Source organism: Falsihalocynthiibacter sp. BN13B15, from assembly GCF_041205415.1.
In the GTDB taxonomy this organism is placed as follows: domain Bacteria; phylum Pseudomonadota; class Alphaproteobacteria; order Rhodobacterales; family Rhodobacteraceae; genus Falsihalocynthiibacter; species Falsihalocynthiibacter arcticus.
Map to the genome: position 1 here is coordinate 81,630 of NZ_JBGFCE010000008.1, position 20,483 is coordinate 102,112.

General features: G+C 52.9%; 21 protein-coding genes and 1 tRNA gene. 16 read left to right on the forward strand and 6 right to left on the reverse strand.

Annotated features, from left to right (window positions below; all coding sequences use genetic code 11):
• Nucleotides 1–4: 4 nt before the first annotated feature.
• The 3 genes from AB9F26_RS14130 to ribD all read left to right on the forward strand — a co-directional run bounded on the left by AB9F26_RS14130 (nucleotide 5) and on the right by ribD (nucleotide 2,281).
• Nucleotides 5–496: a hypothetical protein gene (locus AB9F26_RS14130; protein WP_335584731.1), complete on the forward strand. Its 492-nt coding sequence runs from the start codon at nucleotides 5–7 to the stop codon at nucleotides 494–496.
• A 186-nt stretch (nucleotides 497–682) separates the two neighbouring features.
• The gene (gene nrdR / locus AB9F26_RS14135) at nucleotides 683–1,150 is read left to right on the forward strand and encodes a transcriptional regulator NrdR (RefSeq protein ID WP_039001072.1); all 468 of its coding nucleotides are present in this window, start codon (nucleotides 683–685) and stop codon (nucleotides 1,148–1,150) included.
• A 27-nt stretch (nucleotides 1,151–1,177) separates the two neighbouring features.
• Nucleotides 1,178–2,281 carry a bifunctional diaminohydroxyphosphoribosylaminopyrimidine deaminase/5-amino-6-(5-phosphoribosylamino)uracil reductase RibD gene (ribD, locus tag AB9F26_RS14140; RefSeq protein ID WP_369768318.1) on the forward strand — a complete coding sequence of 368 codons (1,104 nt, stop codon included), beginning with the start codon at nucleotides 1,178–1,180 and terminating at the stop codon, nucleotides 2,279–2,281.
• Here the strand turns inward: ribD and AB9F26_RS14145 are convergent.
• From AB9F26_RS14145 to AB9F26_RS14155, 3 genes are all read right to left on the reverse strand, one after another.
• On the reverse strand, nucleotides 2,278–4,350 hold the full coding sequence (locus AB9F26_RS14145) for a capsular polysaccharide biosynthesis protein (RefSeq protein ID WP_369768319.1): 2,073 nt from the start codon (nucleotides 4,348–4,350) through the stop codon (nucleotides 2,278–2,280). The two genes, ribD and AB9F26_RS14145, sit on opposite strands and share 4 nt — an antisense overlap.
• Before the next feature lie 11 nt (nucleotides 4,351–4,361).
• Entirely contained in the window at nucleotides 4,362–5,486 is a 1,125-nt protein-coding gene (locus AB9F26_RS14150) for a polysaccharide biosynthesis/export family protein (RefSeq protein WP_369768320.1), read from the reverse strand.
• A gap of 82 nt (nucleotides 5,487–5,568) precedes the next feature.
• Nucleotides 5,569–6,861, reverse strand: a complete 1,293-nt coding sequence (locus tag AB9F26_RS14155) for a capsule biosynthesis protein (RefSeq protein WP_369768321.1) — start codon at nucleotides 6,859–6,861, stop codon at nucleotides 5,569–5,571.
• A gap of 228 nt (nucleotides 6,862–7,089) precedes the next feature.
• Between AB9F26_RS14155 and AB9F26_RS14160 the strand changes: the two genes are divergently transcribed.
• The 5 genes from AB9F26_RS14160 to AB9F26_RS14180 all read left to right on the forward strand — a co-directional run bounded on the left by AB9F26_RS14160 (nucleotide 7,090) and on the right by AB9F26_RS14180 (nucleotide 10,755).
• On the forward strand, nucleotides 7,090–7,701 hold the full coding sequence (locus tag AB9F26_RS14160; protein ID WP_335585732.1) for a riboflavin synthase: 612 nt from the start codon (nucleotides 7,090–7,092) through the stop codon (nucleotides 7,699–7,701).
• A gap of 80 nt (nucleotides 7,702–7,781) precedes the next feature.
• Nucleotides 7,782–8,891, forward strand: coding sequence for a 3,4-dihydroxy-2-butanone-4-phosphate synthase (gene ribB, locus AB9F26_RS14165; protein WP_369755907.1), 1,110 nt, complete (start codon nucleotides 7,782–7,784; stop codon nucleotides 8,889–8,891).
• Nucleotides 8,891–9,448 carry a 6,7-dimethyl-8-ribityllumazine synthase gene (locus tag AB9F26_RS14170; protein ID WP_369768322.1) on the forward strand — a complete coding sequence of 186 codons (558 nt, stop codon included), beginning with the start codon at nucleotides 8,891–8,893 and terminating at the stop codon, nucleotides 9,446–9,448. The genes ribB and AB9F26_RS14170 overlap by 1 nt, the downstream gene beginning before the upstream one ends.
• Complete coding sequence (gene nusB, locus AB9F26_RS14175; protein WP_335585729.1) at nucleotides 9,445–9,942, forward strand: transcription antitermination factor NusB; 498 nt, start codon at nucleotides 9,445–9,447, stop codon at nucleotides 9,940–9,942. Before AB9F26_RS14170 ends, nusB begins: the two co-directional genes overlap by 4 nt.
• A gap of 333 nt (nucleotides 9,943–10,275) precedes the next feature.
• On the forward strand, nucleotides 10,276–10,755 hold the full coding sequence (locus tag AB9F26_RS14180; RefSeq protein ID WP_369768323.1) for an MmcB family DNA repair protein: 480 nt from the start codon (nucleotides 10,276–10,278) through the stop codon (nucleotides 10,753–10,755).
• On the opposite strand, the gene AB9F26_RS14185 is transcribed toward AB9F26_RS14180, so the two are convergent.
• The gene (locus tag AB9F26_RS14185) at nucleotides 10,733–10,918 is read right to left on the reverse strand and encodes a DUF6324 family protein (protein WP_039001063.1); all 186 of its coding nucleotides are present in this window, start codon (nucleotides 10,916–10,918) and stop codon (nucleotides 10,733–10,735) included. The two genes, AB9F26_RS14180 and AB9F26_RS14185, sit on opposite strands and share 23 nt — an antisense overlap.
• Nucleotides 10,919–11,111: 193 nt before the next feature.
• Between AB9F26_RS14185 and AB9F26_RS14190 the strand changes: the two genes are divergently transcribed.
• From AB9F26_RS14190 to AB9F26_RS14210, 5 genes are all read left to right on the forward strand, one after another.
• A tRNA-His gene (locus AB9F26_RS14190) sits at nucleotides 11,112–11,188 on the forward strand.
• A 293-nt stretch (nucleotides 11,189–11,481) separates the two neighbouring features.
• Nucleotides 11,482–11,859: a MarR family winged helix-turn-helix transcriptional regulator gene (locus AB9F26_RS14195; protein WP_369768324.1), complete on the forward strand. Its 378-nt coding sequence runs from the start codon at nucleotides 11,482–11,484 to the stop codon at nucleotides 11,857–11,859.
• 18 nt (nucleotides 11,860–11,877) lie between these two features.
• Nucleotides 11,878–12,249, forward strand: a complete 372-nt coding sequence (locus AB9F26_RS14200) for a response regulator (RefSeq protein WP_335585726.1) — start codon at nucleotides 11,878–11,880, stop codon at nucleotides 12,247–12,249.
• A 591-nt stretch (nucleotides 12,250–12,840) separates the two neighbouring features.
• Nucleotides 12,841–13,335, forward strand: coding sequence for a hypothetical protein (locus AB9F26_RS14205; protein ID WP_369755904.1), 495 nt, complete (start codon nucleotides 12,841–12,843; stop codon nucleotides 13,333–13,335).
• A 164-nt stretch (nucleotides 13,336–13,499) separates the two neighbouring features.
• On the forward strand, nucleotides 13,500–15,704 hold the full coding sequence (locus tag AB9F26_RS14210; protein ID WP_369768325.1) for a DEAD/DEAH box helicase: 2,205 nt from the start codon (nucleotides 13,500–13,502) through the stop codon (nucleotides 15,702–15,704).
• Nucleotides 15,705–15,744: 40 nt separating this feature from the next.
• On the opposite strand, the gene AB9F26_RS14215 is transcribed toward AB9F26_RS14210, so the two are convergent.
• A complete protein-coding gene (locus tag AB9F26_RS14215) occupies nucleotides 15,745–16,071 on the reverse strand; it encodes a DUF6476 family protein (protein WP_039001058.1) in 327 nt (108 codons plus the stop codon).
• Between AB9F26_RS14215 and AB9F26_RS14220 the strand changes: the two genes are divergently transcribed.
• From AB9F26_RS14220 to AB9F26_RS14230, 3 genes are all read left to right on the forward strand, one after another.
• Nucleotides 16,070–17,116 (forward strand): RluA family pseudouridine synthase, encoded by a 1,047-nt coding sequence (locus tag AB9F26_RS14220; RefSeq protein WP_335585723.1) that lies wholly within the window; start codon nucleotides 16,070–16,072, stop codon nucleotides 17,114–17,116. The two genes, AB9F26_RS14215 and AB9F26_RS14220, sit on opposite strands and share 2 nt — an antisense overlap.
• A gap of 188 nt (nucleotides 17,117–17,304) precedes the next feature.
• A complete protein-coding gene (gene rpoH / locus AB9F26_RS14225; protein WP_335585722.1) occupies nucleotides 17,305–18,201 on the forward strand; it encodes an RNA polymerase sigma factor RpoH in 897 nt (298 codons plus the stop codon).
• Nucleotides 18,202–18,325: 124 nt separating this feature from the next.
• The gene (locus AB9F26_RS14230; RefSeq protein ID WP_335585721.1) at nucleotides 18,326–19,297 is read left to right on the forward strand and encodes a Gfo/Idh/MocA family oxidoreductase; all 972 of its coding nucleotides are present in this window, start codon (nucleotides 18,326–18,328) and stop codon (nucleotides 19,295–19,297) included.
• Between the two features lies 1 nt (nucleotide 19,298).
• Here AB9F26_RS14230 and AB9F26_RS14235 read toward each other — a convergent pair whose 3' ends face one another.
• Nucleotides 19,299–20,474 (reverse strand): dipeptidase, encoded by a 1,176-nt coding sequence (locus AB9F26_RS14235; protein ID WP_369768326.1) that lies wholly within the window; start codon nucleotides 20,472–20,474, stop codon nucleotides 19,299–19,301.
• Nucleotides 20,475–20,483 lie beyond the last annotated feature (9 nt).

The window sequence follows — 20,483 nt, forward strand, 5'->3', positions numbered from 1 at the left end:
GCTCATGACCTTTTTAAAAGCCGCCACCGTTTTTTCTCTTGTTGCGCTTAGCGCCTGTAACACAAGTGTTTCCGGTAGCTCAAGTGGAGTTGGTGTGTCCGCTTCAACACCAACCCGTGCGGGCGCACATATCTTTACGGCAAGCAACAATATGGTTGTTTATGGTGACCCTGCGGTTGCTGGCCGTTTTGAAGTTCAGCAACGCGCGAGCCGCGGTGGCTCTGACTACTGGTGTGCCGCAGGCGAATATGCGGTTCAAAGTCTTGGTGTTGCGACCGGGGCACGTATTTACCTTGCCGCCCCTATCGGTGATGGGCATCTGTCTAAAAATTCGAAAACGGCCGCCTTCACAGTCTCTCCTGATGCAGAGCTTCAACAAATTGCTGCGGCGCAATCAAATGGCTTAACCATGACTGTCACGCGGGTCGGAGAAAACTGGTCTGCAGCGCATGGCCGCCTACAGTGCGCCGCCAACTTTAACCGTCGTCTCCGCTAAGGCGCCTAACTTCAAGGTTTTTAGGCGCGTTCCAGGTTTGGAGCGCGCCTTTTTTTGTGGATGCGTGAATCCAAATCGCAACAGTTTGTGTGTCTATCTTGTGTCTGAAATTCTTCTCTACCCAAGGGCTCGCGGCTGTCCTATAGTGCCTGTGTATAACTTCTCATTAAACCCAAGGGAGTGGCGATGCGCTGCCCATTTTGCGGAAACGTTGATACACAAGTCAAAGATTCTCGGCCCGCTGAGGACCACGTAGCCATTAGGCGACGTCGCTTTTGCCCTGCCTGTGGTGGTCGATTTACCACCTATGAACGGGTGCAGTTGCGCGATCTGGTTGTTATTAAGTCCAACGGTCGACGCGAGGAATTTGACCGTGACAAGCTTGAGCGCTCGGTGCGAATTTCTCTACAGAAGCGCCCGATTGAGCGTGAACGGATGGATCAAATGATCTCGGGGATCGTGCGGCGTCTTGAAAGCATGGGCGAAACGGATATTCAGTCGGGAACGATTGGCGAGATCGTTATGGAAGCCTTGGCGCGCATTGATACGGTTGCCTATGTGAGGTTTGCCAGTGTGTACAAAAACTTCCAAGCCGCTGATGATTTCGATAAGTTTGTGAGCGAGTTGCGTCCTCCAGCCCCCTCGGAAGACTGACCATGACGGCTGAGCTTAGGGGCGCCCGTGCAATCTAGGCTTCAAGACGAACGGTTTATGCGTCGCGCCCTTATTCTGGGCGCGCAGGGTTTGGGGCAGGTATGGCCAAACCCGTCTGTGGGCTGTGTTGTTGTTCATTCCGATCAAATAATTGCCGAAGGCGTTACGGCCAATGGGGGCCGTCCGCACGCCGAAGTGGTCGCTTTGGAGCAAGCGGGGGTACATGCGCGAGGTGCAACGGCTTATGTGACCTTAGAGCCCTGCACGCATACAGGAAAGTCGGGGCCATGCACACACGCTCTCATCACGGCGGGTATTGCGCGTGTGGTCTATGCGATTGAAGACGTGGATCCGCGGGTTGCGGGGCGCGCGAAGGCGCTTCTTGAGGCCGCTGGAATTTCGGTTACCACGGGTGTTTTGGAAACCCAGGCGCGCGAAACTCACTCCGGTTTTTTCAAGGCCAAGGAGCAGGGTCTGCCGTTTGTGACCCTGAAATTAGCCACAAGTATTGATGGACGCATTGCGACTCAAACGGGCGAGAGTAAGTGGATTACGGGGGCTGCTGCGCGGCACCATGTGCATGCGATGCGTGCCTGTCATGATGCGGTGCTTGTGGGGGGCGGCACGGCGCGTTCGGACGATCCCATGCTCAACGTGCGTGATTTGGGAGTCGTGCGCCAACCCATTCGAGTGGTGGCATCGGCGCTGCTCGATATTCCGCTGGGCGGGAAGCTGGCCGCGACAGCTGGAGAGATTCCGCTTTGGATTTGCCATCAATCCGGTGCGTCGAACTTCCTGAAGGACGCTTGGATCGGCATTGGTGCGAAGCTTGTTGAAGTGGAGTTGGGCGTAGATCGAAAACTCTCGGCGCGCGCGATGATGTCGACTTTGGCCAACGAAGGTTTGACACGGGTGTATTGCGAAGGCGGCGGGCATTTGGCGGCGTCAATGTTGAATGCGGGGCTCGTTGATGATCTGATGACCTATACTGCGGGTGTGGTGATCGGCGGTGACGGGCTCGCGGGGATTGCCCCGATGCAACTTAACAAGCTGTCAAAAGCTCAACGGTTTAAACTCATTGAAGCCCGCGCAATTGGCGATGATGTTCTGCATCATTGGCGCGTGCTCTAGCGACGCCACAACGGGGCGAAGCTTGCAAATATTCCTTGTACCTTTGACACAAATCTCAGGCTTGCACCTCGTCTAGAAGCAGCAGAACCCACGCTTTTGAGGCGTTGCAGGATGATTTCTGGTGGGCAGGGTAGGGCGGTGACGGGATCAAAATATCGTGGTGCGTCGATGAGGCACGCATGGGTGAGGCCTAAAAGTGTTGGGCGCGCCGAACGGCGTGAAGGGACCTCGCCCAAATCGTTTGTGAGACCCCAGCCTGCATAGAATGGGGTGCCAAGACAGGTTACAGGGACGTTGCGCAACAAGGCCTCAAAGCCAAGGAGGGACGTCATGGTCCAGACCTCTTGAATATGGGGGAAAAGCGACGTTGGGTCCGTTTTTGCGAGGATCACATCGCAAAATTCCAGCGCCTTTTCTGGCAAAAGCGCGCCCTTACGCAGCCCCGCTTCAACGTCGGGGTGGGGTTTGTAGAGAAGTACGGCCGTGGGATTTCGATCGCGGGTTTCTTTAAGCAGGTCGAGATTCGTTGCGGTGCTTTGACAGCCGAACTGAATTGAGGCGTCGTCCTCAACCTGCCCGACAACGAGAATCCGGTGCCCTTTTGGAAGGTCGGGAAGGGGCGCGCCCGAGAGGTTGTATTTGCTCAACCCCGCTTGAAGGATTCCTGTTAAAAGGTTTTGGGCCCGCTCAAGGCTTGCGCCCGAAAGGTGCGATGACGCGGTGATATACTGCTCCAATCTGGATTCAGATCGAGGATCATAGTAGACGCCCAAATCATCAAGAATAAGCGACATTGCGGGCACCAAAGCCGCGCCTAAACCGCGTGATCGAAGGAACCCGTCCTCCGCGCGGACCACGGGAACCTGTTGGGTGTTTGCAGCCGTTAAAAGTGCAGGGTTCGCGCGGGTTGCCCAAACAAGCAGGGGTGCGTTGAGGGCGGAGGCGCGTTGAATTGCCTTGGCCTCCGGGCTCACAAACTCAAGGGGTTTGCCTCTCCCAAAGGCGCGTTGAAGTGCGGGACGTTTCCAAAGGCGCATGCCTACAGCAACATATCCCGCCTTGTCCTCACGCCATGCGCAGGCCTGAATCGCAAGGGTTTCTATGACGTCTTCGAGTTGGCAGAGGCGGTCGTTATAGGGATCATACCATTTTGGGTAGAGGATCATGGCCGCCGCAAAAAGCTGTGGGCGACTTAGCTTTCGTTCGCGACGTGGCACTGGATATTCGTCGTCTGTTAGGCCCCAGCCAGCGTAAAAGGGTTGGCCAAAAACGCGTGGTTTGTGCCCTGCAAAAATGGCTTCAAACCCCATTTGAGATGAAACCGTGTAGACAGCGATGGCCCCTTCAAAGAGGGTTTGCGGTGCGATATCGTTTGTATAAAGGGACACGCGTGCGCTCTCGTCTTTGTCGGAAAAGTAGCCCAGCCGTGCCCCGCCAGTCGTTTCTGGATGGGTTTTTATCAGGACTTTTGCGGACGGGTGCTCCGTTTGTGCAAAAACCAACATTTCTTTGAAGCGAGTCCAATCGGCCCCGCTTGCGGTGACAGCGGCGTCATCGCGGGTTTGGTCAATGACCAAGACATATCCAGGAGCGGGGGGCGAGGTATCAAGCGCGAAGCCATTATATTTCGAGAGTTTCAGCGCGTTTATGCGATCAATCGCGTTGCGAGCACGGTTTAGAATGGATGTGTCGTCTAAGGGCGAATGGGCAAGGATTTTTTCCAAGTCGGACGGGGTGGAAGGATCAAAATGCACGCCGGATCGGTCGATGCAGAGGCCAAGGGGTGGATCACCTGCTAAACGTCCAGGAAGAACGGAGCGCAAAAACGCGTCTTCAACTCTTACTATTTTGGCGTCGGTGTGTGCAGAAACGATTTCGCCGCGCCCCGACGTCGGGCTTTGTCCCCAGACGCCTACGAGGTCTTCAGCTGTGGGTTTTCCGATTTTTACGTCATAGCCAGACAGCGCAAGGATGCGTCGCAATCTTGGTTGGGTAAGAAATCCGCCGTTAAAAACAAAAAGTTGCCGCGGGGGGGCCGCGGCAACTTTGCTGGTTTCTTCATCGTACATGTCGACCCTTTTTAGAACGCGCCATCAAGGACCGCGAGGTCAGCAACCGGACCGATAATGGCACCAAGTGTTTTCTGCAGGCGCACATAAGGCGCTTCGGTGACATAGACGGTATCGTTTTCGCGGATTGCGAAATCACGCGCTTGGAACATTCCGTTGGGTGCAGTCAAATCAATGACATAGATAAACCGTTGATCGCCTTGTAGATCATTCCGCCCAAGCACCACATTAGAAATTTCTTGGGGTTCGTTGCGGAATATGAAAATGCCTTTTGGATCGGCAAGGTTGGAATTGAGGCCGCCGACAAGTGCGAGGGCTTCGATTGCTGAAACCGTTTGGGATTCAAAGGTGACGCGACTTTGCGTCCCCATAGCACCAAGGGCAGTAAACGCACGATTGTCCTTTTCAACGAGGATTTTATCTCCTCCGCGTAGCGCAATATCCATTTCGGGGTTTTCATAGAGGTCTTGGAGCCAGATTCTGTCTTTCAAACCGTTTCGCGTTACTGTTATTTGGGCGATCTCTGGTTCAATCGTCACACCGGATGCGCGCGCGAGCATGGCGGAAAGTGTGCGTGTGGGGCGCTCAATGGGGTAAACCCCTTGTGCTCCAACCCCGCCAACAATCGAAACCGTAGACCCGTCGCCGGCAAGACGACGCACGGAAACTTGGGGGTCGGGAGTTTGCTGATCAAGCTTGCGCGTGATAATATTGCGCAATTGCTCGGGCGTATTGCCATCAGCTTTAATGCGTCCTGCATAAGGAACGAAAATAAATCCTTGTCCGTCAACTTGGATTTCTTCCAAAATAGTTGCGACTTGTGGCGCGCCCAAAATGGGGACATCAGTGTTCTCCCAAACTGACACGCCTAAAACGTCTCCGGAACGAATGGTATCGGACCCTAAAAGGCCAGCATTTTTAAACGCTGCCGAAAACCCGAGGGCTGGCGTAACAGATGTCGCCCGCGTCACACGATCGTTAACGGTTACAACGAATGCGTCCCCCTGTTTTAGGACTGATCCCGAATAGATTTCGTTTTTATTTGGGCCGGAACGCGGAAGCGTACAGGATGCAAGCGCTGTTACAAGCGCAAGTAGGGCGACCGAACGGACACCTTGGGAAGCCAGAATGCTCACTGCTGGAGCTCCTCGATTATTATAACTGCCTCAGTCTTTTTTAAGCCAAGTTACGGAAATCTGAGGAAAAAGCTAGACGCACTTATTTAACGAGTCGCAACTGTTGCCTTGGAGCCGCTTTCCCCGTTTTTAAGGCCTCGTAGGGATCTAGGGGGGATAACATCATGTCAACAACTTGGCGTAATAATTGGCGGCGCCCCCGCGCGGAATAGAACCCCCCAGCGACTTGTGAGGTCTCTAGGAGGAAGTGACGGTAGTCTCTGTAAGCGCCGTTGTCGGGACGTGTCGGTGCGGAGAAAAATTCTGTAAGTGGTTGAGTCGAGACAAACTCTGGTTTGTCAAAAACGGCGACACCAAAGGTTTTTAGCGGCAAGCCACGCCACAGTACTTGTTGTGCTGACGTCGAATTGACGGTCACAGCCGACCGCGCGTTGTCGAGAAGCTGGGCGAGTTTGCCGCCCCTGACATAGTGGACGCGGTTCTCGACCCCGTTCTCTTTGGCTAACGCGTGAATACTATTACGAAGAGGGAGCTGGCCGTTTTCCAGTGGGTGGGCTTTGAAAACAAGATGGTGGTGTTGGGGAGCGCCCTTGGCGAAGCCTTCGATGGCGACTTTTAGAAAATCACTCATGCTTTCGAACGGACTGTGCATTTGAAAACTGCTGTCATGTTCGAGTTGAAGAAGCGCCACATGGTAGGGGAAGCCCGACCATTTGATCCGCGTCGTCGCCAGAACCCGTTCTCCCCAGTGAAGCGGCATGAGAAGGAGGCGTTTGATGTATAGTTGAAATTCTCTTGAAACAGGTAGGGCCCGATGGGCACGAAAATTGCTGTAAGGTCCGTTTCTGAACATCACAAACCAGTGGTACAACGCGCCGTACAGCACATGTTGCCGCATATCGCCCCAATGGGCGGGCGCTTCTGGAATGTCTAAAACGGAATGGGCTAATATTTCTTGCATATCGGCCACCTCCATTTTCATCAAAGCGGAGTGCCCATTCGCACCACCGCGCTCATAGGTTACCCAGTAGGGGCGAAGGTAACCCTCCTCGAAAATATGTATTGTGATGCCATTTTTATTTGCTATTTCAATAGCCTGCGCATGTATTGGGCGTGTGTCGCCATAGAGGGCGATGTCGGTTATGCCTTTGCTGGTGAGCAGGTCTTGGAAAAAACTGGGCCACGCGGATTGGGGTTCTTGAAAAGGGATATAACTCTCGGCGTGGCGCCAAAATGCCCGATCCCCTTGGTTGAAACCCACGCGCCAGACCTCGGCCCCCGCGAGGCGCATCATTTTGCCTAAACGATGAAAAAACGGCCCGTGTGGTCCTTGCAGAAACAAAAAACGCCGCTTTTCTGGGGGGAGTTGGCTCATTGAGTTCTCTGTCTCGCTTTTGGTCTTGAGGCGGCGAAATCTCCGCTCAAAGGACGAAAAATTCCGATTTCATAGTTTTTATACCAAGTTCGTGGGGCAGGAATATGGCAAATTCAATTCCAAACCGTTAAAGTGGCGAAAATCTCCTTGAAACCATCGCAGCGTCGGTCTTGCACCGACCGGCCTGAGCGGCTACTCCAAACATAAGAATTCTTGAAGGGATGCGTGATGTTTACAGGTATAATTACGGATGTTGGCACGGTTTTGGAAGCCGAACAGCGTGGCGACCTGCGGGCCCGTATTGGAACATCTTACGATGTGTCGGGAATTGATATTGGCGCGTCGATTGCCTGCAATGGTGTTTGCTTGACGGTGATCGCCCTTGGCCAAAGCCCAGAAAATTGGTTCGATGTTGAAATCTCGGCGGAATCTATTGCCAAAACCAACATTGGTACGCAGGGGAACGATTGGCATGTTGGCCGCCGTATAAACCTTGAACGCGCCCTTAAGATTGGCGATGAACTCGGGGGGCACATTGTGTCGGGACACGTGGATAGCGTGGCTGAAATCATCACGATGAAAGACGAGGGGGACAGCACGCGGTTTACCTTCCTCGCTCCCGAAGCCTTTGCCAAGTTTATTGCCCAAAAAGGGTCGGTCACGTTGAACGGCACTTCCCTGACTGTGAATGATGTTGATGGCTGTTTTTTTGGCGTGAACATCATTCCACATACCAAGGATGTAACGACTTGGGGTGCCGCGAAAGTTGGCGATATGGTCAATCTTGAGATCGATACCATGGCCCGTTATGTGGCTAGACTTCAGGAATTTTCGACATGAACGTGTGCTGATGCGCGACCTTCCCGCCGAATTATTTTATCAGGTGCACCTCCTTAGCTGCCCAAATCACAGGACTGTAAATGACAGATTCTTCAAACCACTACTCTGAAGCCGTTTCCACGATTGAAGAGATTCTCGAAGACGCCCGTAATGGACGGATGTTTATTCTTGTGGATCATGAGGATCGCGAAAACGAAGGGGATTTGGTTGTTCCGGCCCAGATGGCGACGCCGGATGTGATTAATTTCATGGCGACCCATGGGCGCGGATTGATTTGCCTCGCATTGACAGGCGAGCGCCTTGATCAACTCGGCCTGCCGATGATGAGCAGCAGCAATTCTTCGCGCCACGAAACGGCCTTCACCACCTCAATTGAGGCGCGTGAAGGGGTGACCACGGGGATCTCGGCGCATGACCGCGCTTTGACTGTCGCTGTGGCCGTTGATTCCACCAAGGGTGCGACCGACATTGCCACACCGGGCCACGTCTTTCCTTTGCGCGCACGTAAGGGCGGCGTGTTAGTGCGTGCGGGGCATACGGAAGCCGCCGTCGATATCAGCCGCCTCGCTGGCCTCAACCCCTCTGGCGTTATCTGTGAGATTATGAACGATGACGGCACCATGTCGCGTCTTCCAGACCTCGTTTCCTTTGCGCAACGCCACGGGCTGAAAATCGGTACGATCAGCGATTTGATCGCCTATCGTCGTCGTCACGATAACCTCGTTAAAATCAATTCTCAGGGCAAGATTCAGTCCGAGTTTGGCGGCGAATGGGAGTTGCGGATTTACACGGACGAGGCACACGGGGCAGAACATATCGCACTTGTGAAGGGTGATATTTCCACCGATGAACCCGTCCTTGTACGGATGCACGCGCTTGATCCAATGCTGGATGTGATCGGCGTGGGCGGCAAGGGACGCGCCGCTGAATTTAGCGATGCGATGAATATGATTGCCGACGAAGGCCGCGGCGTTTTGGTGCTTTTGCGCGACGTTCACATGAAACTTCACGCCAGTGAAGAAGCGTCACCACAGACTTTGCGTCAATATGGAGTCGGCGCACAGATTCTCTCGTCGTTGGGCCTGTCGCGCTTGGAATTGCTTACCAACTCACCGATTCCAAAAGTTGTGGGGCTTGAGGCCTATGGGCTAGAAATTACGGGCACCCGCAAAATTTCGGAGATCGGTTAATGGCTGGGCACGAACAGCACTATATTATGCCGCGTGCGGAATTCGCGGCTCCGGTGAAACTTCTGATCGTCGTTTCGCCATACTATAAAGATATTGCCGACAATATGGTTGCGGGCGCGATCGCCGAAATCGAAGCCGCTGGCGGCACATATGAAATCGCGCAAGTCCCTGGTGCGCTTGAGATTCCGACCTGTATTGGCATCGCGGATCGTATGTCAAACTTCGACGGTTATGTGGCGCTGGGCTGTGTTATTCGAGGGGAAACCACGCACTATGATACGGTGTGTAATGACTCCAGTCGTGCGATTCAGCTCTTGGGACTGAAAGGGGTATGCATCGGTAATGCCATCCTTACTGTCGAAAATCGGCAGCAAGCTGAGGTGCGTGCAGACCCTGCCGATCAAAATAAAGGGGGCGGGGCGGCCGCTGCGGCCTTGCATCTCATCGCACTTTCGCGCAAATGGGGCGGCCAAGGTAAAGGAGCGGGCTTTAAATCCACTCCCGACAGTATTTTGATCGCCTCATCGGGCGGCAAGGAAAACGGAACGACCGCATGACAAACCCAGAGACCTCCGCGAAAGCGGCGCCAAAAATATCTAAAGGCCGCCAGAAAAAATCTGCGTCGCGGCTCTATGCGGTTCAGGCGCTGTTTCAGATGGAGAATTCTGGGCAAACCATTGAAGCTATCGTGCAGGAATTCCAAGAGTTCCGTTTCGGTGCCATTTATGAGGGTGTCGAGATGATGGAGGGCAACATGGAATTGTTCCAAGCGCTCGTCGAAAACGCAGTCGACCATCAGGCAAAGATTGACCAAATGACCGATCGCGCTTTGGTCGCAAAATGGCCCATCGCACGGATCGACCCCACCTTGCGTGCGCTCTTTCGGGCCGCGGGTGCGGAAATGGTGGCTTTGGAAACGCCGCCACGCGTAATAATCAGTGAGTTCGTCGATATTGCCCGTGCTTTTGATCCTAGTGGCAAAGAGCCACAATTTGTCAACGCAGTGCTGGATTTTATGGCGCGTGAAATCAAACCAGAAGCCTTTGCATAGAAGCTAAACGTTTTTAGGACCACATGGAGCGCCCCTTTTGGGGCGTTTTTTATTGGGAGATTGTGGCGGGCCCGCAGCGACCGTAGGGGCAGCTAATTCCTGGGGACCTGTATGTACAGGTGGGCACCAGATAATTGAACCAGGGTCCAAACAGAGCCAGCTCCCTAGGATTTGCTTAAGGCCTCTGGAATTTGTACCCACTGTTTACGAGAAGAGCAGAACCCGCCGTCCATTGACATAAGTGGGCATAGAGCATGCGGCAAGGGGCGAAGGGGCTTTAATTGGAAATCTCTTGTGTCTTGACTTTTTGTTTATGGTTTGTTCATGTTTGGCATGAACTCTTTAACTGGCGATAACTCCATAGAGACGCTCAAAGCTGGGCAATTGTTGGCGCGGGGCGTGTGCAGGCACTTATTGCAGCTTGATTTCACGGTGATCGAGGAATTTGTTCCTGAGCGCGGGTTGCGTGTGGATGTCATCGCATTAGGCCCGAAAGGCGAGTTTTGGGTGGTTGAATGCAAGTCTAATCGTGCCGATTTTCAAGCGGACAGCAAATGGCAGGGGTATCTACCTTGGTGTGATCGATATTTCTGGGCCGTTGACGGGAGTTTTCCAATAAACCTGCTTCCACTTGAAACGGGGCTTATCCTTGCCGATAGCTATGACGCCGAAATTGTTCGTATGGGGCCCGAAGTGAAAATTGCGCCCGCACGACGTAAAAAACTCACGCAAAAATTCGCGCGGGATGCCGCACGAAGATTGCAAAGCTATCGTGATCCTGGTGTGGCAGCTATTTCTTACCCGCAAGCATAAGGGCTGCAGCACGGATTTCTTCGGCGATTTCCAATGCTTCATCCGGCGTGAAATCCATTGGAATTTCAACACCATCTGCTTCGATATAGAGGCGCACGTTCCCCAAAGATGTTGGCCCAATCTGTAGATTGGCTTCGACTTCTTTTTCGGTGTTGATACCCATTTTTGCTCTCCTTGATTGCCCAAATTGACTAGACCCAACTGGCAACGGAGGCAAGAGGGCGTTTTTTAGGCGGCAATTGGCGACGTTTTGAGGTCCGACGCGGTGAAGGAGGCAAATACTTGCGAAATTCCACACTTTCATACCTCGCGGCCCTTGCATTCACCGCACGTGGGCGCTAAATCAGCCAAAGTGTGCCGCCATAGTTCAGTTGGTTAGAACGCTTGTTTGTGGAACAAGAGGTCCCCCGTTCAAGTCGGGGTGGCGGTACCATTTTCTAAATACAGTAACTTTTAGGGCCTTTGTTAAACCCGTTGTCGGGCGTATCGCATGGCTTTCTCTAACGTTTTGCTAATCAAAACCCATTCCCACCATTTTTAAGCTGTTGCCCGCCTTTTGACCCTTCGTTTAAAATGTCGGATTAAAAATCTTGCTCTATTCAGGTCACAGCGTATATTTTAACAAAAAATGTTATATTTATTGCTAGTAACAAGTACCTAGCTATAGTGGATTTGTGCAAGTGTGAGTGGTTTTTAATGGTAAAAAGTGATGTGGCAGCGGCGGTATTGATCGAAAAAATCGTTCGCGCGACCTATCCAAGCAGAGAACCGGGGGCCATACAGCCGCTCCAATGGTCGATTCTGAGGTTTCTTGCAAGGGTTCCATCAGAGCAACGCACAGCACATATGGTTGCTAAATTCTTGGGGATCACAGCCGCGCCAACAAGTCGCGCAGTGCAAACATTGGTAAAACGTGGGTTTATAGAACAGGTGAAAAGCGAACACGATGCGCGCAGTTTCTTATTGGTGTTACAGCCTGCTGCCTTGCAAGCGCTAAAGGACGATCCATTGATGCGCCTCGCTGAATGCGTGTCGAAACTACCTGAAGATGAAAAGGGTGTGTTCAAAAAATCTTTAGAGTGTATTGTCGTGAATGTAGGGTAAAATTGGCTGGGGCAATTAATGTCAAAAGTATTGGTCGTTGATGATGATCCACAATTAAGAGAATTGATGGAAAGATTTTTGTCGAGAGCTGGATTTGAGGTCGTTCTTTGCGAGGGGCCAGAACCGGCTCTTGTTGTCATTTCTGAAACCGATGATTTTGATGTTGCGGTGCTGGACGTATGGCTAGGACTGGATAGTGGTTTAGATCTCTACGACAGTATTCTCCAGAAACTGCCAGATTTACCCGTGGTTTTCGTATCGGGGGGCGGCGGTCTTATTCCCTTGGAAACGACGACGGCTCTCGCGGATATCAAAGGCGCAAAAACCTTTCTGTACAAGCCATTTAAAGGCGACGATTTAGTCGCCGCTGTCACTTCGGCGCTCCTTTAATCCACAAGTAATCCTAGGTATGACCGCAATCGTGTTCTAACCGTACTGAAATTTATCTTATTGCTACTAGCATCTTTACATATGTGCAGGGTTCCTTTAGATAAAGTTGCTATAAGCAATTGTCTGTGGACGGTGTGTGATTGATTCTTTTGCAATAGAACGACGACCCGCGGCCTTGATTCTTGGCGAGCATTCGCTCGCTGGACAAGCTGTCCTGAATAGGTTGGGTTCCGAGAATTGGTTGTCAGTCGTAACAGATTTTGAACGAGCTTTGGATCAAATGTCCCTTCGGGTATTCGATGTTGTGGTTATAGTTTCGAGGCAATCTGAACTTCAGGTGTTGCAGTTTGCGCGGCACATTCGCTCTCAGTCTACGCGAACACGTGTTGCTACGGTTTTGGTCATTTCTGATGAGGTATCGCCTGAAGATGCAAAACTTGCGGGAATTGATCGGGTCGTAGGATTCGAGTCTGGGGTTAAGGATGTTGTTCTCCATATTGCGCAAGCGGCGACGCAGCGTGTGGAGAAAAGCAGATTGAGACGAAAAGAGAATTTTGTTTTGTAACTATTAGGGTTGGTACGGGATTTACTATGGATGAGAGCGAAAAAAACAAAATCGTTAGCGCGTATTTTGCTGCAGCTGAAGCGATGGTCGCTCTTGGGGGATTGGCCTCTGGTAAATCCGGCATCAATGTTGTGCCCTTTGCCCCAGTGAAAAACCAACGACGCGGAGCAAATGTTTCTGCCGATGACGCTTCTTTGCAAAAGTCCGAAGTAATTGGCGGGAAAGGCGATGTATTGTCTGAAGTTTCCAATCACATCCGGTCGACCAAAACGGGCACGCATGCCTTTGCCGATACTATTGTTTCAATCCAACCGGGATATTTGAAAATAGGGGCGCGGGGGCAAAGCGCGGATCAAGCAAGCGCATTGGTGTTTTGGGAAGATCTGGAAAAACATCAATGGATGCTTGATGTGCTCGCGGAACTAGAAGCATTCGCGTCTGCAAATTCACTCGCGCAAACGGCAGAGGCACTTGTTGCCGCACGGTGCGAGATCATTTCTCGTGCCGCGCGCGCAAAGTAAACGCGCCTACAGCCATCGTATTCGTGGGCCATTATTGCTTCTTGAGAGCGAAATTCATGCATTTGTTACTTTTTAAGGGGTAAATGCGATTTTTGGCTCTTCTTTGATTGCTTTATCGCCTACTTCTGAATATGCCCGCCCTTTCCGTCGGCCAATGGGTCGATATGATTTTTTCGAAAGATATCGCCGTGACGCAATTCGAAGGCATTCTGCCGCCCCTTTCCGACGCCCTTGTAAAAAAGGGTTACACCGAGCTGACCCCCGTTCAGCTAGACGTCTCCGATCCTGCATTAGCTGAATCCGATCTCTTGGTGTCCGCGCAAACTGGGTCGGGTAAGACGGTTGCTTTTGGTCTAGCGATTGCGCCGACGATTCTTGGCGATGCTCTCCGATTTGAGCGGGCCGATGCGCCCCTTACATTGATTGTGGCACCGACGCGCGAATTGGCGTTGCAAGTGCGCCGCGAGTTTGAATGGCTTTACGCTGAAACGGGTGCGCGCATCGCGTCCTGTGTTGGCGGCATGGACATGCGGACCGAACGCCGCGAATTGGACCAAGGCGCACACATTGTTGTGGGCACACCTGGCCGTCTTCGCGACCATATCGCGCGCAAATCTTTGCGTATGGACCAAATGCGGGCAATCGTTTTGGACGAAGCCGACGAGATGCTCGATCTTGGCTTTCGCGATGACCTCGAGTTTATTCTTGGCGAAGCCCCAGAAGAGCGTCGCACTTTGATGTTCTCGGCGACGGTTCCACGTCAAATCGCCGACCTTGCACGCAACTTCCAAAAAGACGCCAAGCGGGTTGCAACCGCTTCCGAAGCCAAGCAACACGTTGATATCGACTATCAAGCTTTGGTCTGTGCCGCGCCTGACCGCGAAAACGCTATTATCAATTTGCTACGCTTTCACGAGCCCGAAACGGCGATTGTTTTCTGTGGCACACGTGTGACCGTAAACCATTTGACGGCGCGTTTTACCAACCGTGGTTTCCGCGTTGTGGCGCTTTCCGGCGAGCTTTCCCAAGCAGAACGTAGCCACGCTCTTCAAGCGATGCGCGATGGCCGCGCCCAAGTTTGTGTGGCGACTGACGTTGCGGCGCGCGGGATCGACCTTCCGGGTCTAAATCTTGTTGTGCACGCTGATTTACCACAAAACCAAGAAGCTCTTCTGCACCGCTCTGGCCGTACAGGTCGCGCGGGCCAAAAAGGCATTTCGGCGTTGATCGTTCCAAAAAATCAACGTGGCAAGGCTGAACGTTTGCTGAAATGGGCGAAAGTTACCGCGAATTGGGGCACTCCTCCAAGTGCGTCTGACGTGCGCGCCAAAGACGATGAGCGTTTGATCGCCAGCTTCAAAACAGAAGAAGTTGTCGGCGAAGAAGCCGTTGTTGCGGCGCTCCTCGAAGGGAACACTCCCGAGCAAATCGCTTCTGCGTATATCGCGCAGTATCGCTCCTTGCGCACCTCTCCGGAAGAGTTGCGTGAAGTCGGCGGTGTAGACGCGCCCACAGAGAATCGTGGATTTGCGAGTTCTGTTTGGCTGTCCCTCAATGTTGGCCGCGAGCAACGGGCCGAGCCACGCTGGCTCATTCCGCTGCTTTGCAAGGCTGGTGGCATTACCAAACGCGAAATCGGCGCGATCAAGATGGTTCCCAATGAAACATATGTTGAGTTGGACGCCACCATTGCAGATCGTTTCTTTGCGGCATTGGGCAAAGACAACATCCTAGAAGAAGACGTAAAAGCGACCAAGCTCGACAAGGTTCCAGACGTTGCGCGCAGTGGTCATTCAGGTGCTCGTCCGAGCTTTGGTGACAAACCGCGCGGTGGACCGCGCCCCGATCGTGGCCCTCGCGAAGAACGTGCCCCACGTTCGGATTCGCACCGCAAGCCGCATGATGGCGCCAACGGGTACAAGGGCAACAAGCCTGAAGGCAAATACGAAGGCAAGCCAGCCGGTAAGTACGAAGGCAAAAAGCCTGAGGGCAAGTACGAAGGCAAACCCGCAGGTAAATACGAAGGCAAAAAGCCTGAAGGCAAATACGAAGGCAAACCTGCCGGTAAGTATGAAGGCAAACCCGCTGGTAAATATGCAGGTAAGCCAGCCGGGAAATACGCCGGAAACACGGATAACAAACCCCGCAAACCTCGTGCAGAAGGGGCTTCTGGCGCGGACTTCAAACCGAAATTCGGTGGATCTGCAGATTCTGGACCCAAACGCGGTGGACCGGCTGGAAAACCTGCGGGTGGCCCGAAAAAATCGGGACCACCAGCCGGATTTGACCCCAAAGATACGTCGCAAAAGCTGCGCCACAAGGCCACGGGCAAGGGCAAGTTCGCCAAGCCAAGAAAACCAGTCAAATAGAGTAAATAGCCCAGTTCATCGCTGGGCTATCCGCTTTGGGTCAGTCGTTTTGCAATGTGATTGTTTGGCGTAAGGTTTGTTTGTCACGGTCATAGATTAGGATTTGGTCTTGATCCGTGACAATGGCATACCAGTCATTTCCCTGCGTAAAGGCGCGAGCAGCGACTCCCTCGGGCAAAGTAATTTCGCTGGGTAGAATGCTTGATTTCGTACCTGAAAGTGTTTCCTTGTCAGGGAAACGGGTGACAAGCAGAACAATCACCACTACAAGCCCTGCAATCATCGTTGCCGTCAGTATTGTAACTAAGACGCGCAGAAATTTTAGGTTGGCCGGAAGTTCGATTTCCGTTTCAGGAGCCTCATTCATGTCCGCACTCTCCGTTGTATCTGTGGTGATCGCTGCTGATCCCCCTAAACGCCTTGATAAAGCGCTTTCGCGTGACGTACCAGTAGAAGCCTCTTTGAGCCGGTCGCGTATGGCGAAATTGCTCGAAGAAGGTGCGATCAAACAAAACGGCGTGGTTCAAACCGACCCTCGGGCGAAGGTAAGCGAAGGGGATGTCTTTGAAATCACCATTCCTTTTGCTGCCGAAAGCCACATCCTTCCCGAAGATATCCCGCTTGAGGTGGTTTTTGAGGACGACGATCTCATTGTTGTAAATAAGCCCGTCGGCATGGTGGTGCATCCCGCACCCGGATCGCCGAATGGCACGCTTGTGAACGCGCTGATGTTTCACTGTGGCGATACGCTTTCGGGTGTTGGTGGCCAGAAGCGGCCTGGTATTGTGCACCGGATCGACAAAGAAACCAGCGGCCTTTTGGTGGCAGCAAAATCGGATGTGGCGCACCACAGTCTCGCAAAACAGTTCGCGGCACACACTGTTGTGCGCCACTATCACGCGGTTGTTTACGGCATGCCCGATGCGAATGATCCGCGCGTGCGGGGCGTCAAAGGCGTCAATTTTGAATCCGGAAATATTATGAAGATCACCACGCATTTGGCGCGTCATAAAAATGATCGCCAACGTCAGGCGGTTTTATTTCACGGCGGGCGACACGCTGTGACCCGCAGCCGGATTGTGATGCCTTTGGGCACCCCCGCGGTGGCGTCACTGATTGAATGTTGGCTTGAAACGGGCCGCACCCACCAAATTCGCGTTCACATGGCGCATGCGGGTCACAGTCTTATTGGCGATCCGACTTATGGTGGTAGACGCAAATTGTCGGAGAAAGTTGTGGGCGTCGGTGGTGTCGAGGCCGTTCGTGCCTTCCCGCGTCAGGCGCTTCATGCGGCAACTCTTGGCTTCGTGCATCCTGTAACCAAGGAAGCGATGCAGTTCAAAGCGCCGATGCCTGCGGATATGGTTGGCCTGATTCAAGCCCTTGGCGGGGATATTGACGCACTCCCATAGGAATGTTTCAGACTCGCACTTAGCTGTGAATTCCTTACATTTCACTGGATATCAGGACGTGTGGCGCTCATATTTGCTTAAGACAGCTGCGTTATGGGGTCTTCCATGTGCCTTTGCCACTTGAACTTACTACGAACGTAATTATCTGAATGTTAACTGTCTAAACATAACAAACAGGGGGCAGAAGAATGAGCAATTTTAAAAACCTACCGGCCGCAACACCGGAACAAGGTCTGAGTCATTACCTTCGGGACATCCGCAAGTTTCCAATGCTGGAACCCGAGGAAGAATATATGCTGGCCAAACGCTGGGTCGAGGACCAAGACAGCGAAGCCGCGCATAAGATGGTCACAAGCCACCTGCGTCTCGCGGCGAAAATCGCCATGGGGTATCGAGGCTATGGCTTGCCACAAGCCGAGGTCGTCTCTGAGGCGAATGTCGGCTTGATGCAGGCTGTGAAGCGTTTTGATCCCGAGAAGGGATTCCGTCTGGCGACCTATGCCATGTGGTGGATTCGCGCGAGCATCCAAGAATATGTGCTGCGCAGTTGGTCCCTCGTTAAATTGGGTACAACTAGCGCGCAAAAGAAGCTGTTCTTTAATCTGCGCAAGGCGAAAGCCCGTATTGGTGCCCTTGAAGACGGCGATTTACGCCCCGAGCATGTGGCGCGTATCGCCCATGATCTGAGTGTGACCGAGGCTGAAGTTGTCTCGATGAACCGCCGGCTTTCCGGTGGGGATGCGTCGCTCAATGCCGTGATCGGCAGCGACGGGGACACCACAACACAATGGCAGGATTGGCTCCAAGATGACGATGCCGACCAAGCGGGCGACTATGAAGCGAATGACGAATTGACGATTCGTCGCGAGCTTTTGACCGAAGCTATGGACGTTTTGAATGACCGCGAAAAAGATATCCTTATACAGCGCCGCTTGACAGACAAAGCGGTGACGTTGGAAGAGCTGTCGGGCCAATATAATGTGAGCCGCGAGCGGGTACGCCAAATTGAGGTGCGTGCGTTCGAGAAGCTTCAAGAGCGGATGCGCGAGACCGCCAAAGACAAAGGTCTACTGGTTCCTTCCTAGGGCTTTAAATCGAAATTTTTAAAAAGGGCTCCGTTGATCGGGGCCCTTTTTCTGTGTCACTGACGCGTATTGCGCAACGTGGACAACATGGTAACTTAGCAAAAATTTATAGGGAGCACTTCATATGAGCAACATTTTACGTTGGGGAATTCTGGGCGCGTCAAATTTCGCAGAAAGATTCATGGCACCCGCTATTCACGCAGCCATAGGAAACGAACTTGTAGCCTTGGCAACGTCAAATGCAGCCAAGGCCGCGCCATTTCAGGCATTCTGCCCGTCGCTTGAGGTCTTTGGCGATTACGATGCTTTGTTGGCCTCGCCAAATATCGATGCCGTTTACATTCCGTTGCCCAATCATCTCCATGTGGCATGGACAAAAAAAGCTCTTCAGGCGGGGAAGCACGTGTTGTGCGAAAAGCCAGTTGCGCTTGAAGCGAATGAGATCGACGACCTTATAGCCCTGCGCGATCAAACGGGCCTTGTCGCCGCCGAAGCCTTTATGATTGCACATCACCCGCAGTGGATTGAGGTCAGGGACCGGATCGCTGCAGGAGATATTGGTACCCTACGTCATGTGAGTGGTCAGTTTTGTTACAACAACGAGTCCGCGACCGACAATATCCGCAATCTTGCGGAATTTGGCGGCGGCGCGGCGCGTGATATTGGCGTATACATCTATGCCAGTACCCTTTTCGCGACGGGCGCAAACCTGCCCGAAATTACGGCCGTTTCAATGCGTGAGGAGGGGGGCGTGGATGTGTTTACCGATGTTCAGGCGCAGTTCGAAGGATTTACCTATTCGGGCATGGTTTCGATGCGCCTCGCGCCACATCAAGAAATGCTATTCCTTGGAGACAAAGGGAAAATCCGCGTGACGACACCTTTCAATGCCAATGTCGCCGGAGAGGCGCAAGTTTGGCTGTCTAATGAAGCGGGCGAAACTGTGTCGCGTTATCCGGGGCTGAACCAATATGTGCTTCAAGTCGAAAACTTTGCTCAATCCGTTGGCACCGGTTCCGCCTATCCATACACGCTGGAAGATAGCAAAAAGGCCCAATCCATGATGGATCAGATCTTTGCAAAAGCGAAAAAGTAGCCTAGGGGGCGAGGCGGGCGCGCAACACGCGCACCATGTTCTCGCCCATAACTTTGCGGATATCGGTTTCAGAAATCTCTAAGTCGAGGAGCGCTTGCGTCAGCGCGGCCAATTCGGATGTATCAAAGGCGGTGCCCACGGCACCGTCAAAATCCGAACCAAGAGACACATAATCTGCACCTACGAGGTCAATCGCCGCCTTGATGGTTTTTGCGACGCCCGTTGGAGTGTCGTCGCAAGTGACGTCTTTCCAATAGCCAATCGCAATCGTGCCGCCCTTTGCAGCAACGGCTTGGATGAGGTCGTCGGGGATATTGCGCTTGATCTGGCAGTTGCTGAAGATACCTGTATGGCTCACAACGATGGGCATTTCAGTAATTTCGAGCACATCGCGAATGACTTGTTGGCTTGAATGGGACACGTCCAAAACCATGTTGCGGGCTTGGACTTGGGCGACAACTTCGCGGCCAAAATCGGTCAGCCCTGCGTCTGCTGTGCCATGGAGCGAGCCCCCAGCGGCGTTATCAAAGAAATGCTGTAACGAGATCATTCGAAACCCTGCGGCTTCGAGGGCGGCGATGTTTTGGATTTTACCCTCTAAAGGATGCGCCCCTTCGGTGCCGAGCAATGCGCCCACGGTTTTTGCCCCTGCGGCACGCTTTTCCAACAGGCTGTCGAGTTCGCTACGCGTGGTGATAATCGTTAAGTCATCGGGAGCTTTGTCTGCGTATTTATGCAAACGACTTGCCTGATACAGCGCCCGTTCAAGCAGGCTGTCCCATGCGGCGCGTGGCCATAACTGCGCATAAGCCAAGAGGGTGATATTGTCGCGCGCAGAGGTGGAATTCTCTTCGTAGTTTAACCCTGCGGGGCTTTTGGTGACCGTGGTAAAAACCTGAAGGGCGACGTTGCCTTCCTGCAGGCGCGGGACATCCACATGGCCACGGTCGCCACGTTCAAGCAAGCTGCGGTTCCAAAGCAACGTATCGGCGTGCCAATCACCGATCACGAGGCTGTCGTGTAACGCTTGGGCATCAGGCGTGACGGGGTAGGGCGCGTGAGCCTCGACCGTATTCAAATTGCTTTCCAAATAGCCCGGTCCAAAAGTGAGCAAAGCCCCAAGGCCAACAACAAGGATGGCGAGAACAATTTTCAGGAGTCGTTTAATACCGCGCATAGGAACCCT

Bases quoted from the DNA above. Each gene is read 5' to 3' on its own strand.
- AB9F26_RS14130 (WP_335584731.1), top strand. From the start codon at position 5: ATGACCTTTTTAAAAGCCGCCACCGTTTTTTCTCTTGTTGCGCTTAGC.
- nrdR (WP_039001072.1), top strand. From the start codon at position 683: ATGCGCTGCCCATTTTGCGGAAACGTTGATACACAAGTCAAAGATTCT.
- AB9F26_RS14145 (WP_369768319.1), bottom strand. From the start codon at position 4,350: ATGTACGATGAAGAAACCAGCAAAGTTGCCGCGGCCCCCCCGCGGCAA.
- AB9F26_RS14155 (WP_369768321.1), bottom strand. From the start codon at position 6,861: ATGAGCCAACTCCCCCCAGAAAAGCGGCGTTTTTTGTTTCTGCAAGGA.
- AB9F26_RS14160 (WP_335585732.1), top strand. From the start codon at position 7,090: ATGTTTACAGGTATAATTACGGATGTTGGCACGGTTTTGGAAGCCGAA.
- ribB (WP_369755907.1), top strand. From the start codon at position 7,782: ATGACAGATTCTTCAAACCACTACTCTGAAGCCGTTTCCACGATTGAA.
- AB9F26_RS14170 (WP_369768322.1), top strand. From the start codon at position 8,891: ATGGCTGGGCACGAACAGCACTATATTATGCCGCGTGCGGAATTCGCG.
- nusB (WP_335585729.1), top strand. From the start codon at position 9,445: ATGACAAACCCAGAGACCTCCGCGAAAGCGGCGCCAAAAATATCTAAA.
- AB9F26_RS14180 (WP_369768323.1), top strand. From the start codon at position 10,276: ATGAACTCTTTAACTGGCGATAACTCCATAGAGACGCTCAAAGCTGGG.
- AB9F26_RS14185 (WP_039001063.1), bottom strand. From the start codon at position 10,918: ATGGGTATCAACACCGAAAAAGAAGTCGAAGCCAATCTACAGATTGGG.
- AB9F26_RS14200 (WP_335585726.1), top strand. From the start codon at position 11,878: ATGTCAAAAGTATTGGTCGTTGATGATGATCCACAATTAAGAGAATTG.
- AB9F26_RS14205 (WP_369755904.1), top strand. From the start codon at position 12,841: ATGGATGAGAGCGAAAAAAACAAAATCGTTAGCGCGTATTTTGCTGCA.
- AB9F26_RS14210 (WP_369768325.1), top strand. From the start codon at position 13,500: ATGATTTTTTCGAAAGATATCGCCGTGACGCAATTCGAAGGCATTCTG.
- AB9F26_RS14220 (WP_335585723.1), top strand. From the start codon at position 16,070: ATGTCCGCACTCTCCGTTGTATCTGTGGTGATCGCTGCTGATCCCCCT.
- AB9F26_RS14215 (WP_039001058.1), bottom strand. From the start codon at position 16,071: ATGAATGAGGCTCCTGAAACGGAAATCGAACTTCCGGCCAACCTAAAA.
- rpoH (WP_335585722.1), top strand. From the start codon at position 17,305: ATGAGCAATTTTAAAAACCTACCGGCCGCAACACCGGAACAAGGTCTG.
- AB9F26_RS14230 (WP_335585721.1), top strand. From the start codon at position 18,326: ATGAGCAACATTTTACGTTGGGGAATTCTGGGCGCGTCAAATTTCGCA.
- AB9F26_RS14235 (WP_369768326.1), bottom strand. From the start codon at position 20,474: ATGCGCGGTATTAAACGACTCCTGAAAATTGTTCTCGCCATCCTTGTT.